The sequence below is a fragment of the Xanthocytophaga agilis genome, assembly GCF_030068605.1.
GTDB lineage: Bacteria > Bacteroidota > Bacteroidia > Cytophagales > 172606-1 > Xanthocytophaga > Xanthocytophaga agilis.
This window is the reverse complement of the sequence record NZ_JASJOU010000002.1, coordinates 15,606-30,987: the sequence shown is the minus strand read 5'-3', so window position 1 is coordinate 30,987 and position 15,382 is coordinate 15,606. Positions and strand designations below refer to the sequence as shown.

General features: G+C 37.8%; 13 protein-coding genes. 8 read left to right on the top strand and 5 right to left on the bottom strand.

Going from position 1 to position 15,382, the window contains the following annotated elements; genetic code table 11:
• Positions 1–44 precede the first annotated feature (44 nt).
• A complete protein-coding gene (locus QNI22_RS06810; RefSeq protein ID WP_314509887.1) occupies positions 45–1,586 on the bottom strand; it encodes a SulP family inorganic anion transporter in 1,542 nt (513 codons plus the stop codon).
• A 250-nt stretch (positions 1,587–1,836) separates the two neighbouring features.
• On the opposite strand from QNI22_RS06810, the gene QNI22_RS06805 reads away from it, so the two are divergent.
• Both QNI22_RS06805 and QNI22_RS06800 read left to right on the top strand, forming a co-directional pair.
• On the top strand, positions 1,837–2,226 hold the full coding sequence (locus QNI22_RS06805) for a BlaI/MecI/CopY family transcriptional regulator (RefSeq protein ID WP_314509886.1): 390 nt from the start codon (positions 1,837–1,839) through the stop codon (positions 2,224–2,226).
• Between the two features lie 145 nt (positions 2,227–2,371).
• Positions 2,372–4,609 (top strand): M56 family metallopeptidase, encoded by a 2,238-nt coding sequence (locus tag QNI22_RS06800; protein WP_314509885.1) that lies wholly within the window; start codon positions 2,372–2,374, stop codon positions 4,607–4,609.
• Between the two features lie 237 nt (positions 4,610–4,846).
• Here the strand turns inward: QNI22_RS06800 and QNI22_RS06795 are convergent, their stop codons facing one another.
• Both QNI22_RS06795 and QNI22_RS06790 read right to left on the bottom strand, forming a co-directional pair.
• On the bottom strand, positions 4,847–6,982 hold the full coding sequence (locus QNI22_RS06795; protein ID WP_314509884.1) for a T9SS type A sorting domain-containing protein: 2,136 nt from the start codon (positions 6,980–6,982) through the stop codon (positions 4,847–4,849).
• Positions 6,939–7,409: a hypothetical protein gene (locus QNI22_RS06790; RefSeq protein WP_314509883.1), complete on the bottom strand. Its 471-nt coding sequence runs from the start codon at positions 7,407–7,409 to the stop codon at positions 6,939–6,941. The genes QNI22_RS06795 and QNI22_RS06790 overlap by 44 nt, the downstream gene beginning before the upstream one ends.
• 531 nt (positions 7,410–7,940) lie before the next feature.
• On the opposite strand from QNI22_RS06790, the gene QNI22_RS06785 reads away from it, so the two are divergent.
• The 6 genes from QNI22_RS06785 to QNI22_RS06760 all read left to right on the top strand — a co-directional run bounded on the left by QNI22_RS06785 (position 7,941) and on the right by QNI22_RS06760 (position 13,164).
• The gene (locus QNI22_RS06785) at positions 7,941–8,420 is read left to right on the top strand and encodes a DinB family protein (RefSeq protein ID WP_314509882.1); all 480 of its coding nucleotides are present in this window, start codon (positions 7,941–7,943) and stop codon (positions 8,418–8,420) included.
• 187 nt (positions 8,421–8,607) lie between these two features.
• Positions 8,608–9,858, top strand: coding sequence for an Ig-like domain-containing protein (locus QNI22_RS06780; protein WP_314509881.1), 1,251 nt, complete (start codon positions 8,608–8,610; stop codon positions 9,856–9,858).
• Positions 9,859–9,951: 93 nt separating this feature from the next.
• On the top strand, positions 9,952–10,503 hold the full coding sequence (locus tag QNI22_RS06775) for an RNA polymerase sigma factor (RefSeq protein ID WP_314509880.1): 552 nt from the start codon (positions 9,952–9,954) through the stop codon (positions 10,501–10,503).
• Positions 10,487–12,238 (top strand): hypothetical protein, encoded by a 1,752-nt coding sequence (locus QNI22_RS06770; protein WP_314509879.1) that lies wholly within the window; start codon positions 10,487–10,489, stop codon positions 12,236–12,238. Before QNI22_RS06775 ends, QNI22_RS06770 begins: the two co-directional genes overlap by 17 nt.
• A 155-nt stretch (positions 12,239–12,393) precedes the next feature.
• Complete coding sequence (locus tag QNI22_RS06765) at positions 12,394–12,810, top strand: alkyl hydroperoxide reductase (RefSeq protein WP_314509878.1); 417 nt, start codon at positions 12,394–12,396, stop codon at positions 12,808–12,810.
• Between the two features lie 39 nt (positions 12,811–12,849).
• On the top strand, positions 12,850–13,164 hold the full coding sequence (locus QNI22_RS06760) for a hypothetical protein (protein WP_313974631.1): 315 nt from the start codon (positions 12,850–12,852) through the stop codon (positions 13,162–13,164).
• A 78-nt stretch (positions 13,165–13,242) separates the two neighbouring features.
• Here the strand turns inward: QNI22_RS06760 and QNI22_RS06755 are convergent, their stop codons facing one another.
• Together QNI22_RS06755 and QNI22_RS06750 are read right to left on the bottom strand one after the other, a co-directional pair.
• Entirely contained in the window at positions 13,243–14,802 is a 1,560-nt protein-coding gene (locus tag QNI22_RS06755; protein WP_314509877.1) for a M56 family metallopeptidase, read from the bottom strand.
• Between the two features lie 25 nt (positions 14,803–14,827).
• Entirely contained in the window at positions 14,828–15,211 is a 384-nt protein-coding gene (locus QNI22_RS06750) for a BlaI/MecI/CopY family transcriptional regulator (RefSeq protein WP_314510573.1), read from the bottom strand.
• Positions 15,212–15,382 lie beyond the last annotated feature (171 nt).

Here is a 15,382-nt window from a genome sequence, read left to right as displayed (position 1 = left end):
ACTCTGATGAAATATGATTATAAAGTAATTCAACATACAGGAGCCTATTTGGTATCTACTGCGATCTGATAACTAGGATCTTCAATGATATTTACCTCAACAATCTTTTCTGCATTCTTTAGTAATTGACGACAGTCCGGACTTAGATGTTTCAGGTGAAGCTTTTTTCCCGCCTTTTGATAGCGTTCTGTGAGTTTGTCAAGTGCATCAATTCCTGACATATCAGCTACTCTACTTTCTTTGAAGTCTATAACTACCTCTGCCGGATCTGTGGACACATCAAAAATCCCTGAAAAAGCAGTTACAGAAGCAAAAAATAAAGGTCCATACAATTCATAATGTTGTACTCCCTGTTTGTCTCTATATTTCTTTGCATGTATTCTTTTGGCACTTTCCCAGGCGAAAACTAATGCTGAAATGATGACACCAATCAGAACTGCCAGAGCGAGGTTATGAAGAATGATTGTAATAACTGCTACAATCACCATAGTTAATACATCTGCTAAGGGCATTCTGCCAAATGCCTTTAGGCTGGCCCATGCAAAAGTAGTGGCCGCTACCATAAACATTACACCTGTCAAGGCTGCCATAGGTAGCTTTTCAACGATATTAGCAAAGAAGACAATGAACACCAAAAGCATAACAGATGCTACAATACCTGATAACCGGGCACGTGCTCCCGCAGATATATTTATGATACTTTGGCCTACCAGGGTGCAACCTCCCATCCCATAAAAGAACCCACAGGTAATATTTGCAAGTCCCTGAGCTACACATTCTTTATTACCACGTCCTCGTGTTTGTGTAACTTCATCAATAAGATTCAATGTCAAAAGACTCTCCGTTAAACCTACACAGGCTACCACAAGAGAATAGGGGAATATAATGATTAGTGTTTTCCATTGCAAAGGAACTTGAGGAATATGGACTGGAGGAAAGCCAGCCTGAATAGATGCTACATCACCTACTGTTTTAGTCTCAATACCAAAACCTAGTACAATACCTGATACAATCAGAATAGCAGCCAGAGAGGACGGAACGGCTTTAGTAAAACGTGGAAGCCAGATAATGATAAGAAGTGTAAGTATTACCAGACCAAGCATAATCCATAGGGGGGGACCTGTAATCCAGTGCTGTACTCCTGTTGAATCAGTCGTCTTGAAATGAGTAAGCTGAGCAAGAAAAATGACAATACCTAATCCATTGACAAATCCATACATTACAGGTTGAGGTACCAACCGTATAAACTTTCCCAACCGGAATATACCAATTGTTATCTGGAGCAGGCCTGCCAGTATAACCGTTGCAAAAACATATTCAGGTCCATTATCTTTGACAAGTGAAGTCAGCACAACTGCAACGGCTCCAGTTGCTCCTGCAATCATACCTGGTCTTCCTCCAAATACAGAAGTGATGAAGCCCATAATAAAGGCTGCATACAAACCAATCATAGGAGATAAACCTGCTACTATGGCAAAGGCAAGGGCTTCAGGAATTAACGCTAATGCAACTGTAAGGCCGGAAAGAACTTCTGTTTGATAATTAACTTTTTGTGAGAAATCAAATAATTGTAAAGAAAGCCTCATAAATAAGGTGAACATCTAAATAAAGAAAGACAGCAAAAAGGTTCATGTTCCCAAAGGCTAAGGCTGGTACAAACTTCCAAAAAAAACCTGAAAAGAAATACTGCTAGTAAGTTCCAACTTCTATTTTAATGTATTCTACCAAATAAAGTAAACATATACGAAAAATTTCGTAGATAAATTTGGAAATACGAAAGCAATCGTAGTATATTTGACTACGAAATGAATCGTAGATATAATACACATATTGATCATGCAAAATCCTATTCCAAAGCCAACCGAAGCAGAGTTGGAGGTTTTACAAGTTTTATGGCAAAAAGGGGAGTCTACTGTACGAGATGTTCATGAACAACTAACTCAGTCAAAAGAGTCTGTATATACAACCACTCTCAAGATTATGCAAATTATGGCGGAGAAGGGCTTGGTAACACGTAACGAAGAAAATCGGACACATATCTATATGGCAGCTGTGAAAGAAGAGGATATACAGAAAACACTGCTTGATAAGTTTATAGATACCACTTTTCGGGGATCCGCTATGAAGTTGGTAATGCAGGCTCTGGGAAATAATAAAACATCTTCAGAAGAGCTTGCTGAAATTCAGCGTCTACTGGAACAGATGAGAGGGAAAAAACCATCCTGAATATAATTATGGCACTAGGTTTCTTATAAAAGACATACGATAAAAACAGGTTAGTATGGGGCTATAGACTTTACTAAATCCAGTAAATTATTCTCCTATTTAAAATCTTCAGGTCACTATATTTATACTATTGCTTATGAAAACTATGCTTTCTTCTCTTTTATCCCCTAAGTTGACAGAAGCTATTGGCTGGACTCTGCTGCATTCATTATGGCAAGGGGCTGTCATCGCAATTCTAATGGCTTTAGTTATGTTACTAATGAATCGGAGTTCTGCTCAGGCCCGGTATTTCGTCGCCGTTTCTGCTTTATTTTCTATTTTGTTGGTAGCTGGAATCACCTTCTATAGTGTGTATGAATCAAACGAAATAGTAGATCCCAATTTTTCAGGACAAGCTTTACAAAATGAATCGACAGGAGGAAAAATAGCAACTGGCCTGGCTGTGGCTCAACAATACAATCAGCTCCACACTTCCACTGCCACTACAGTTTGGGGACAAATGCAGGATCGCTGGTATAGCTATTTTGAGGAACATTTGCCATTATTAGTGACGCTCTGGGTTTTAGGTATTCTGGTATTGACATTACGATTTATGGGAGGAATGTTGTATGTGCAACGCCTCAAAAATTATAAAACATTGGATGTCTCTCAGGAATGGATAAATAAAACACAAATATTAAGTCATAAGATGGGATTGACTCGTTCAGTACAGATGATGGAGTCTGTGCTTGTCAAAGTTCCAATGGCGATTGGCTATTTCAAACCTGTTATTCTATTGCCAGTAGGTACTTTCACAGGTCTTTCTACGCAGCAGGTAGAAGCGATTCTGGCACATGAATTAGCACATATAGTACGCAATGATTATTGGGTAAACATATTTCAATCAATCATTGAGATCTTATTATTTTTCCATCCTGCTATCTGGTGGATATCAGGTATAATACGCCAGGAACGTGAGCATTGCTGTGATGATATGGCTGTACAGCTTAGTGGTGATAGTCTTACTTTTGCTCAGGCACTGACTAATCTGGAAGTGATGCAAACGGTACCTCAACTGGCTATGGCTGCAACAGGAAACAAAGGTTCTTTGTTGGGGCGTATTCAGCGGTTACTTCAGCAGTCTCCTCAAAAGCCGACATTCAATGAAGGACTATTAGTTTCAGGTGTATTAATGCTCTGTCTGGTTGCTGCATCTGCCAGTGCCTTTTCTAATCTGAAAAACACAGCTAATCAAGAGGTTGTTTCACAGGAACGTCCAGTTGCTTTGGCTACTAAATCCGTATCTGATGATAAACCAGAGCGTTTATCCGGTAATACAACATATTACAGTACTTTCACAGATACCAATAAGGTAGTTCGGGAGATCATTATTGTAAAGGATAAGAAGGGTGCAGTGACAGAGGTAGTGGTTGATGGGAAAAAACTGAAGAAAGAAGAATTGAAAAATTACAAACAGGTTATTGAATCTAAATTAAATGAAGCAAAAGAAGACGATGAAAAACTGGCTGAAGGCTATAAAATGGATAAATACCGTAAAGATAAAGTAGAAGAAGAGGAGGATGAAGAATATGAGGGTAGTTTTCTGGCTGTACCTCCTGTACCACCAGTCCCACCTGTAGAACCTGTTCCTCCAGTAGCCCCAGTACCTCCGGTTCCACCATTTCCTCCTATGCCTCCATTTATAGGCTTTGACTCAGAGTTCAGCAATGAAATAGGAGAGATGGGAGATAAAATAAGTAGACTGGGAGATGAGTTATCCCGACTTTATAGCAAACGTTCTCCTGATGATGACCATATAGCAGAAGTAAAGAAAAAGATGAATGTTCTTTCAGATAAGATGTTGCAACTGTCTCAAAAACAACAGGAAAAGCTACAAAGAATACAGAGTGATGCTGGTAAACAATACAGAGATAATCTGCGGGATTATTTGCAGGAGCTAAAACAATATCAGAGAGAGTTAGAACAGGAAGTGAGAGAGAATGATATTTATCTGAGAAATGAAGTAAATGCCAGAACTCGGGAGCAACAGCACAAAAAACAGGAAGAAGCACATGAGCGGGCAATGGTAGAACATGCAAAGCAGATGAAACGACATGACGAACAGATGCGGGAGCATGAGAAAGCAATGGAAAAGCATAATAAGTTTATGAAGCTTTTTGTCAGTGAATTAAAGAAAGATGGACTAATAAATAATGCGGATAGTTATAGCTTGAAACTCACTAATAAAAAGATGGTAGTAAATGGAAAGACACTGCCTGATACTGTATTTCAGAAATACAAAGAATTTATAAAGAAGGAATCAGGGGAGGATCTGGATAAGTGGAGTGATAGACAACAAATGCAAATCAATAATAACTGGCATGATAACGATAATGATGAATAGTCACTAAAGCATTTATCCAATCTGAACAATGTGATGGATAAGAAAGTTGAAAAAGATAATTGTTTAGCATTTGGTGGAGCAGAACGTAAAACTGACTTTGATAATTATAACTAAACTTGTCAAGAGTGCTAAAGTTTATGTTCTTAACAGTTCATTAGTACAAAATGAAATACTCCTGCATAAACGAATTGATGCAGGAGTATTGGTATGATTGAAAAGCTACAGAGGAAATACTGTTTATTGTACTATTATCCTTTGGATAGATGTGCCTTTGTTGGTTTGAATGCTAAGCAGATACATGCCTCTTGATTTTTCACCCAACTTTACTTCCAGAGTCTGCGTGGTTGATTGCGTATAGGAAATAACTTGTTTCTCTCCCAACATATTATAAACGGTAACCTGTTCAATACGCACAGTTGCATCAGTAGCCTGTATCCATAACTGATTCTGGGTAGGGTTTGGATACAATGAAATCTTGCCTCTCAGTACTTCTGGTTCACTTGCCATCACCCTATCAATAATGCTCTCATTCAGTTGAATTGCAGGATTAATCACCTTTGGTACATCGTATATAACATTTACGGTGGTGTTAGTACGAACAGGCTCATTGTAATCAAAGAAGATATCTGCAAAGTTCTCAATCAATGTCTTTTCTGGCAGATTTGCCTTAGGTTTAATCGAAAACTGAACAAATCCATTGCTTCCTGCCTGGTCTAGGGTGCTGTCTGGAAGATTAATGTTATTAAATGTCCAGATCAAAACAGGTTTCTCTTTGCCGCTCACTTTCAAGGTATATTTATGAGAAGCCGCACTCATATGTAATGAGGAAAGATCCAGATTTTCCGAGAGTGTATCAATCAATACCACAGTATAAGCATAGTCCGTTCCTGTATTCTGGAATCGGATAGTATACTTTAATTCAGAGCCTGGTGATGTATAATGATCATTGGTTGTACCTGCAGGGCTAACCTGTTTATCATTTGGATCGTATGAATCACGTATCATCAGGCAGTTGATGGATACTTCTGGTTCTGCATCATCCTGAGGTAATACATCTACAAAGCCTTTACTGACCACATCACTTACTGATGATACACACCCTTCAATAGTAAGATTGGTTTGTGATTTACGCGGATGGCCAGTTCTTTGATCTGCTTCCAGACGAATAGTTTTACCATTAGCAGGGATTTTTAGTATCAGGCTGTCGCCTTTTGCTAACAGGTAATTTTTGCGGAAAGCTAATTGAGCATTTAGGTACACTCTGAATTCTGTGCTATCAGCCATAGCTGCTTGCCCCACATTTTTAATAATCATCTGAACACGACCATTTTCTATGCATTTAGCAGTAAGTGAGATATCTGAGCTATCCCATGGTGAGTTTTCTGGAAGAGTATATCCATTAGCAGGAGTGATCCACGCTTTAGTACAAGCTGTCAATCCTGTAATGTTTGCAACACAGGATACTGAATCAATAATATGGATAGCCCCTGTTTCACTGGCATTGAGTATGCCAATATCAAAAACATAGTTTGAGTCTTTATCAATGGTATATGGTTTATCCGCTGATTTAAAGATTACATACTTTGGCATTTTGACATATACCTTCACACCTTGAGCTGCTGCATAACCATTATTTGTGTAGGTTACGAACGTTTCATTGGTAAAACATCTGCGACGGCGATCTGAGTTTACAGCACTTTCCAGATGAGGAAGTAATGTGACTTTATTGGCAAAGTTGACATTTGTCACACTATCACCTCTATTTTTAAGTGTAACAGATGCAGATACATTATTGGCTGGACAAAGTGGCTGTACAAATTGATTGTCAGTTGCATTAATGAGCTGACTAACTGTATAAGTACCTGTATCTGCAGAGATTTGATAATAGCCTGTGGAATCTGTAATGCCATAGTAATTACCAGGTTGTGTAACTACCAGAACCTGCTTCAAAGGCTTATCAGTGTTGTCAAAAGCACAATTTTGATTTTCATCTGAATAAATGCGGCCTTTGATAGTTGTTTGGAGCTTATCTGTATAATAAGAGCAAGGCAAACCGGAGATGTACAACTGTTTTACTTCTTCTTCTGTGAGTGCCCGGTTATAAATAGTGAGATCATCTACCACTCCATTGAAGAATTGAGTCAATGTAGAACGTCCACCTAGTATGGCTCTGACTGTACCACTACCATAATAGGTAGCGCCTCCTTTTGTTTCATCTGATCCTACTAGTATACCCTGATGATAGAATTTAAGAACATTCTGATCTCTGGTAACTACAAGATGTATCCATTCTCCTACTGTTGGAAGTGTACCTGTCAGAACAAATACATTAAATGGGGTCCGAACCAGGAATGCTATATCCTCCACCTCCATACCCAGAAGGCATATTGGCGTAACTATTATTGATAGATAAATTTTGATCGCCTCCTGTACTTCCCATGGAGAAGATAATGCTAGCTTCTCCAGTGCTGGGTAGTTTGACAGGTTTTACCCATAATGAATAACTATAACTAGGGTTTTTCAATCTGGCAGAGTATAATTCAATGTAGTTACCTTTCCCATTAAATAAGTAGGCACTATTAGGTTCGCCATGACGTCCTGTAGTGAGAGTTGCTCCATTCACATAGCCATTATTGCTATTGCCACTAAAGTCATTTGCATTGCCTTCAAATGGGTAGCAGGCAACCAAGCCTTGTTGTAAATTCTGAGACCAACCTGGAAAATATAGTAGGTATAATACCAATACCAGCCAGTATGATTTCTTGAATTGTAAAGGGAAATAACTTGTAGAGATGGGCATAGTTGACTATAGATTAATTGAGATAAATAGTTAGAGGTTTTATAGAAGTAATGTATGTAATTTTGTAGTAAAAGAAACTTTCCAGTAATAGATGTAAACAATCGTTTATTCCATAAATATTTCAGGGATAAGATATTTAATAATAATATAAAATAAATACAGAGTAAAAATCCGCAAAATTATACAAAGGTATAGTTTTAATCTGTTTCGGATTTAGCAGATATATTACATGAAAATAGTGATAGTTTGATTATAGGCTTATTTATTAAAAAGTGTTAGTGAGAAATATTTATTTGAGTGAAATATATAGCATCTATAGCTAGGGGAGTCTGGTTACGTCTATTATTCATCAAAATTCAGATAGATAAATGAAGGGAATTGCTGAATAATGTTCATATAGTAATATGGCTATCTAGCTTGATTTTATTTGTTTTTGGAGGTATGATGCAATTTCATAAATAACCTTTGATAATAGAAAACTTATCCAGAACTTGAGTCGTATAGCAAGATTATATAAAATATCTTACACTTATGCAACTGCAAAGCCTGGTTCAGCAACTGGAAAATATTTATAATGGAGAACCCTGGTATGGAGATTCTGTCCTTCAGAAGGTAAATGTGATCACAACAAAGGACGCCTATTACAAAGTGGGACCTGAAGTACATTGCATTGCTGAAATTGTCGCCCATATGACCATTTGGCGAAATGCATTGATTCAATGGTTGAAAGGGAATGATGAATACAATGTTAAATTCGATAGTGAAGAAGAATGGCCTCCTTTTAGAGATGTAAAAGGCATAGGATGGGAAAGTCTTAAAGCAAATTTAGCACAGTCTCAGGATGATATTACTACTTTATTACAGAATCAGCCAGATACCTTACTGGCAAAGCGCCTGGGACCTAAACAATATACACTTAAGTTTTTACTGGAAGGAATTATTGAGCATGATGTATATCACTTGGGACAGATAGGCTTGTTGGTTAGGTTGGCAAAAATAAGTATAGTGTAAAAATGTAAGTATATTGTCTTATCTCTGATTTACATTAATAAAAATATTGTATGACCTGACAGCATTTTTTATTTTTTTCAATGTATAGACAACGTTTCAAAAAGGGTAGGGGTCTTTATAGCAGATAGCAATCTCGAGAACTGTTTATCTGTGATCTTATATCTTATTTTTGACACACATTATCTATATGAAAAATATAAAAAGTTATTGGTGGCTGGTTGCGTTTATTGCCTTGTTTATTTATGCGTGCGATATTATTAACAAAGATGGCAGCCTTACTCCCCCCTCGCCACAAAATGGAACGACACTCTACACAACACCAAAGACGGGATTAGCTCTAAACCTTCTGGAAATGGAAGAGTATAAGGGGGCAACAGGTTTTCGTATTACACAACAACCGATAAACGGAAAAGCTAGCTTTATACAGGATGCTACCTTGTTATATTTTCCGGACACAACCAAAAATGTAAGCTCAGACTATTTTCTGCTTACTGTTAGTTCTGGTGATTCTCTTAGCCCTATTTCTATAGTAGATACAGTTATTATCAAGTTTACGCCTACTGACTCTATTCCCTGTAGTAATGGCGTTATCTCAGATAACTTCACTACCAGCCTCAACACTCCGATCACGATGAATGTGCTTGGCAATGATAGTTTTTGTGAAGGAACACTAGACAGTGCAACGCTGAATATAATCAGAGCTGTTGAACATGGTACGGTCAGCATTCAAAATAAGAGGATTGTATACACTCCTTATAGTAACTATGAAGGGTCTGATTACTTTATATATCAGGTTTGTAGTAGTACAGGTTCCTGCGCCATGGCTGTTGTAACTATTCAAGTTGGTCAAAATATATCCAATTGTCTGGAGGCTGTGAGTGATTCATTTGCTATTCAGACAGCGTATAGCCTATTTCTGGATGTATTGGCAAATGATGCATTGTGTTCAGGACAAGTTGCGCCAGTGTTAACTATTATTTCAGCACCTCAATATGGTAGTGCAGAAGTATCTGGTAACAAGATATTCTATGGTTTATATACAATTAATAGTGATTATGTAGGTATGGATTATATCCACTATCGTATTTGCCAGGGCTCTGTATGTGATACAGCGAGAGTTTCTCTTCAGATTAATGCAGGTGCCTGTACCAATATTCTGAATAGTGATACAATTGCTTATAAACCTGCTTTCCTATCTGACTCCTTGTACACAAAAGGAGCAAGTTTTCCTGTGCTGAAGAATGACGATTTGAGATGTGTTTATCATGGAATACGTATTGCTGAGCAGCCTTCAAATGGAACCGCTTCAATACGAGATAATAGAGTTGTATTTAAAGCAAATCCAGGTTTTGTAGGAAAAGATTCGCTCCAGTATAGTGTATGTGTTACCCCAAGTTCCTGCACACAAAAAGCAACTGTCTATTTTGATATTAAATAGACCCTTACTATACCTCATTATTCCAGAGTCATAAACATCTTATGACTCTGGAATAATGAGGTTATCCGAAATGATTTGATCGTTAGAATATAGATGTCTGATAAAGAACTGATTTTAGGTTGCCAGCAAAATGATCCTAAATCTCAAACGGCTTTTTACCAAAAGTATAAAAGCCGTTTGATGGGTATTTGCCGTCGGTATGCCAAGAATACAGAGGAAGCGGAAGATATTCTACAAGAGTCGTTTATAAAGATCTTCAGAAACATTGCAGAAATACGTAATCCCGATGCTATAGTAGGATGGATGAAACGAATTGTCACAAATACGGCATTGAATTATTACCGGTCACAATTGCATTATCCGCAAACTGTCGACTACCAGGATATATCCCATAGCAATGATGATTACTGGAAGTTAATGGCACAGTTGTCCAATGAAGAGATTGTAAAAGTGATCAACGCGTTACCTGATGGGTATCGAATGGTATTTAACCTATATGTAATCGATGGATATGACCATGCTGAAATTGGACAGATGTTGGGCATATCTGAGAATACCTCACGCTCTCAATTGTTTAAAGCGAGAGATGTATTAAAGAAAAAACTAAAAGAGTTAGGAATCGTGAACTATGAGCAACAAACCTAACGATAACGAAAAAGAATTCTTCCAGAACAGGTTCGATGACTTTACATCCGAACCGGATGAGGCGGTATGGAAAAATATACAGAAAACGTTGGGACATCCGACGTGGCAGGATCTCTTTTGGCAAAATGGCAGACTTATTACATTAAATACAATTCTGGTAATGATGTTTTGTCTGGGACGTCTGACTATTTCGGATCATCGTTTATTTACTGGAGTACAAGAGAAGCCTGTTGTGCAGTCAACAGATCCTGTTGTATCTGAATATACAAATACCTCCCAGCTAAAGGACACAGGTTTGTCTGATATCAAAAAAGCTTCTGGCTATTCTACAAATGGAAAGAATATGTTAGCTGATAGGACTATAGACAGCGACACAAAAATAGGTCTTCCTATTCAGGATAATTTTGAAAATAAATTTACTCGTCACCAAAGAAAGCGGGTTCTAAGGAACACTGATAATAAACTGAGTAACAGAGTTAAACCTGCCACTGAAAATACTATTGCTTATACAAACAGATTACATAAAGGTGATACTATAAACTCTGTAACTGCTGATCCTGTTTCTAATCGGTCTCTGACTTCCAATACCAGAAAGCCTACCAAGAACGTCGTACCTAAAAAGACTTCTGATATTTATTCTTCTAAGGAAACCACTGGCAACAAAACTTTGAATACTAATGATTTTATTCCCGAGGATACTTTGTCTGGCATTATAGTCAGATCGGAAAAACAGCTTTTAAGAAATGAAGGACATAGTGTATTGTCCTCTGCTGAGAAACAGCCGCTCATAAAAGGGAAAAAAGATAAACAATTCGTTGTTTCAAAGAAACTTTATACCTCTTCAAACAAACAATATTCTGTTAAGGGTGAAATAAAGACCAAAATACTATCTCATGGTAATACCAGAGATGAAAATACAGGTATACTTAACTATGAATACAATGAGAGTGCCGATAAACAATTTTTATTATCTGAAAGTGAACACATCAGTGTTTTGTCAAAACTGAAATATCGTCCTTTAGAAGCAACTGATAATAAAATTTCTTTAATCAATGTTTCTATACCAAAGATAACACCCAAAGACTCTAAATTGCCAATAAGCAGATGGAGTGTATATGTGAGTTATACACATTCAAATAGTTATTATATGGTTTCACCTGTTACTACCGATTCCATATGGGTAGACCAAGTCAAGTTAGGCAAGTCTATGGCTGCTCAACGTATGGGCTGGCAATGGCAGGCAGGTATTGAATATGTCTATAATCAGAGACTGCGTTTACGCGGTGGAATTTTCTACTATCGTCAGGAACAGCAGTTACAATATAATTCAAAGAGTTTGTATCCTACGTCAACGTATGTGAGAACAGATAGCAGTACGGGAGTTACTATCATTTCAACCTATAGAAAAGATACCTATGAAATGAAGTCCATCCAGCAAAACGTTGGAGGACGCCTGGATGTATTGTATCAGGTTGGCATGCTCAAGGGCTTCCGTCATTATGCTTTGGGAGGTTTGCAAGGATCTATTTATCGTACGAATGAAAAAGTATCAGGTATTCAGACTCATGTATTAATTGGATATGGTATTGCGCATTTTTTCGGTCACAGACTGGAAGGGTGGATAGAGCCTAACTTCAGATATTCGCTGAATACCTATGCTGATCCTATGAGATATTTGCGTATACAACCTTATTATTTTGGCGTTTCAGCAGGGGTACAGCTACATCTGAAATAACTACTATCCTGAGTTGTGTGAGAAATAGGCTAATTCTGTAAAATATGAGAAAAATGTGCGTCTCTATTAAATCTAACTTACTTATGAATAGATCAGATATTCATGAAGTGATAGAGTTTTCTCTTATTTTGAGTGAGAAACTCGTCAGATAGATAATGAATCCCATAAATCGTGTTACTACGGTACCTGCCTGGATGAAAATTACCCTAAAGCTGGCAGGAATCTATAATATACTCTGGGGAAGCTGGATAGTATTGTTCCCCCATCATTTTTTTGATCTGGTAGGTATGGTACAACCAAACTATCCTGGTATATGGCAGTCGGTAGGTATGATTGTAGGTGTATATGGTTTGGGGTATTACATTGCTGCATTTGATCCTGTAAGACATTGGCCCATCATACTGGTAGGTTTTCTGGGTAAGTTATTTGGACCTGTGGGTTTGGTTCTATATGCCTGGAGAGGTGAACTACCCTGGGTATTTGGCTGGGTCAATGTAACTAATGATCTGATTTGGCTAGTACCATTTGCCATCATCCTATATTATTCCTGGAAACAGGAAAGTAAGGCATAATTTTTTCTTACTACTACTTGTACATAAATAAGTAGAACTATGAAAGCAGATAAATCAGTAGAAGAAAAAAGGCAGAAAGCTATAGAAAATAAGCCACATACTGCCGAAGATCTGTCTGTCAATGCAGACAAACAGGTTAGTAAACCAGATGAGGCGAATACCAGTGAAGCCAATGGACGTGATTTCCATGATGTCCCAAAGTTGACACATTCAGAGGGACACTCTACCATAGCAAGGGATAACGACTCAGATAATGCCAATGGGTTGCTCAGGTTTAATGATAATAAGGATGAGGATAAGCCTGAAGTAACGGAAAAATTTATGGATGAAACTGTTAAGAAAAACGACAAGTAAAAAATAGCCCGACTTTGCAGAAGTCGGGCTATTTTTTGTATAGATATAGGTTGTAGTAGCGAGTACTTTGTTAGATTTCTACAAAGTAAATTTGATAGGTAGACTAAAACGGACAGGCACTTCTTTGCCACTTTGTTTTCCGGGTATCCACTTAGGCATTAGTTTGGCTACTCGTAGTGCTTCTGCATCCATTTCAGCGTTAACTCCTTTTGCAATTTTTATATCAGAGATATCTCCGTTCTCTTTTACTACAAAAGACAGAAATACTGTTCCATATACACCTTTCTCGCGTGATTCTGCCGGGTACTTCAGATTTTCAGCCAGAAATTCTCCTAGCTTTGGAAACCCTCCCGGAAACTCTGGCATGTGCTCTACGGCAACAAATGGCTCATCTGTACTGATATTATCAGAAGGCGCATAGCCAACTACTACCAGACCTTTACCACCGGAAGCCGAATTGCTTTTATCTTTTCCCTCCAGGACAAACTGAATGGGTAATGCCATTTTTACATTGGTTGCCTGCTTGCCTTTTTGTCCGGGTGTCCATGTTTGTTTCAGATTGCTTAGTACTCTGATCACTTCCTGATCTACATCTGAGTGTACTCCCTGTGTTATTTCTATATTTTCCAGTTTACCCTCTTTATTGATAGTATAAGAGGCTACTACCTGTCCCTGCGCTCCTGCTTTACGGGCAGACAATGGATAGCGTATAGTTTGTGATATTTCTCTATACAAAGCATCTGTGCCTCCTGAATATTCAGGCATCTGATCTACAGCAGTAGTACGAGCAGATGGATTAATGCTATCCTGGCTTCTACATGCATACACTAATATAAGTACTAAAGCAGAAAGGATACTGCCTACAGCCTTCCAGGTTGTAGGCTTGTTGGTTTTAACAGAACGAAGCATACTGATACGACTTTTTAAAGATGAATGATAAAAGGACTGTACTAATGGGATATTCAGTTTTTTTAACAAAGAGTGAGTCAATAACCTGATGTAGATCTCTGATGAACCTTCCTGTAAGGCTGCCTGATCTGCCAGGTATTCATGTATGGCACGTTGTGATTTTTGGAAAGCATATACAATAGGATGAAACCAGAATAGGATCTTATATATCTCTGTCAGTAAGATATCAGCAGAATGCCATTGGCGTATATGTGTTTTCTCATGGAGTAGGATTAAGTCTGTTTCTCTATCTGTTAGTTTTTGGCTATCATCCCAGAAGAGCCATTTGAAAAAAGAAAAGGTAGGCAGCTGGCCTTTTGTAAAGATAAGTTGATAGCCTTCCTGTGATTGGTAGGTAAACGCCTGTTTTTGCCGCCAGAGGCGTACTAACTGTAAACCCAAGCGTAAACTGGCCAGACATACTCCTATCCAGTAAATCAGCATGAGTAACTGAAATCCTGTGAACCTGTTGGTTAATAAAGGTAGCTTTTCTTTAGACGCTGCAAAATCAATCTCTGCCAATGTAAATGTTGGCATTCCAACCATGTAAACCAGAGATGTATCAGCTGGGAGCTCTATAAAAGGCAACAGGGCTGAAAGACTCAATGCTACCAGAATAAATATCCGGTTAAACTGGAAGTTTCTGTAGTGACTGAGTAATACCTTATATACTATATATAGGATACTCATAGCTATACTTGCTTCAAGTAAGTAGCTAAGCATTGCTGGTATCTTCATCTGAGTCTTCTTTTGGAACGTTTTTAAGCAATTCTTCCAACTCTTTCAGATCCACATCTTCTTCTTTTGCAAAGAAGGAAACCAGACCCGCAAATGATCCACCAAAATAACCTTTCAAAAAGTTCTTAAAATAAAAACGGGTATAGTCAGTTTTTGAAATCAGAGGATAATATTCATGGGTCTTTCCATAGGCATTATGCCCTATAAATCCTTTGGTTTCCAGGATGCGAACGATAGTTGATACCGTGTTATATGCAGGCTTAGGTTCTGGCAGGAGCTCTATGATGTCTTTGACAAATCCTTTATTTAGTTTCCACAGGATTTGCATAACTTCTTCTTCTGCACGGGTAAGTTCTCTCAGGTTTTTCATGATTTTATATAATAGGAGTTATATATGACAAACTTAAAACTAATTTCTTAGTTTTCAAACTATGTTGTTAGTTATTTTTCTGAACCCTGTCTTTTAACTAAAAATCAATGATAGTAATTGCTCAAAATTTGGTAAGGAATTACTCATGGCAGGCAGGAATTG

Coding starts and splice junctions, on each gene's coding strand:
- QNI22_RS06805 (WP_314509886.1), top strand. CDS start 1,837: ATGCAAAATCCTATTCCAAAGCCAACCGAAGCAGAGTTGGAGGTTTTA.
- QNI22_RS06810 (WP_314509887.1), bottom strand. CDS start 1,586: ATGAGGCTTTCTTTACAATTATTTGATTTCTCACAAAAAGTTAATTAT.
- QNI22_RS06755 (WP_314509877.1), bottom strand. CDS start 14,802: ATGAGTATCCTATATATAGTATATAAGGTATTACTCAGTCACTACAGA.
- QNI22_RS06800 (WP_314509885.1), top strand. CDS start 2,372: ATGCTTTCTTCTCTTTTATCCCCTAAGTTGACAGAAGCTATTGGCTGG.
- QNI22_RS06765 (WP_314509878.1), top strand. CDS start 12,394: ATGAATCCCATAAATCGTGTTACTACGGTACCTGCCTGGATGAAAATT.
- QNI22_RS06780 (WP_314509881.1), top strand. CDS start 8,608: ATGAAAAATATAAAAAGTTATTGGTGGCTGGTTGCGTTTATTGCCTTG.
- QNI22_RS06775 (WP_314509880.1), top strand. CDS start 9,952: ATGTCTGATAAAGAACTGATTTTAGGTTGCCAGCAAAATGATCCTAAA.
- QNI22_RS06795 (WP_314509884.1), bottom strand. CDS start 6,982: ATGGAGGTGGAGGATATAGCATTCCTGGTTCGGACCCCATTTAATGTA.
- QNI22_RS06785 (WP_314509882.1), top strand. CDS start 7,941: ATGCAACTGCAAAGCCTGGTTCAGCAACTGGAAAATATTTATAATGGA.
- QNI22_RS06760 (WP_313974631.1), top strand. CDS start 12,850: ATGAAAGCAGATAAATCAGTAGAAGAAAAAAGGCAGAAAGCTATAGAA.
- QNI22_RS06790 (WP_314509883.1), bottom strand. CDS start 7,409: ATGCCCATCTCTACAAGTTATTTCCCTTTACAATTCAAGAAATCATAC.
- QNI22_RS06770 (WP_314509879.1), top strand. CDS start 10,487: ATGAGCAACAAACCTAACGATAACGAAAAAGAATTCTTCCAGAACAGG.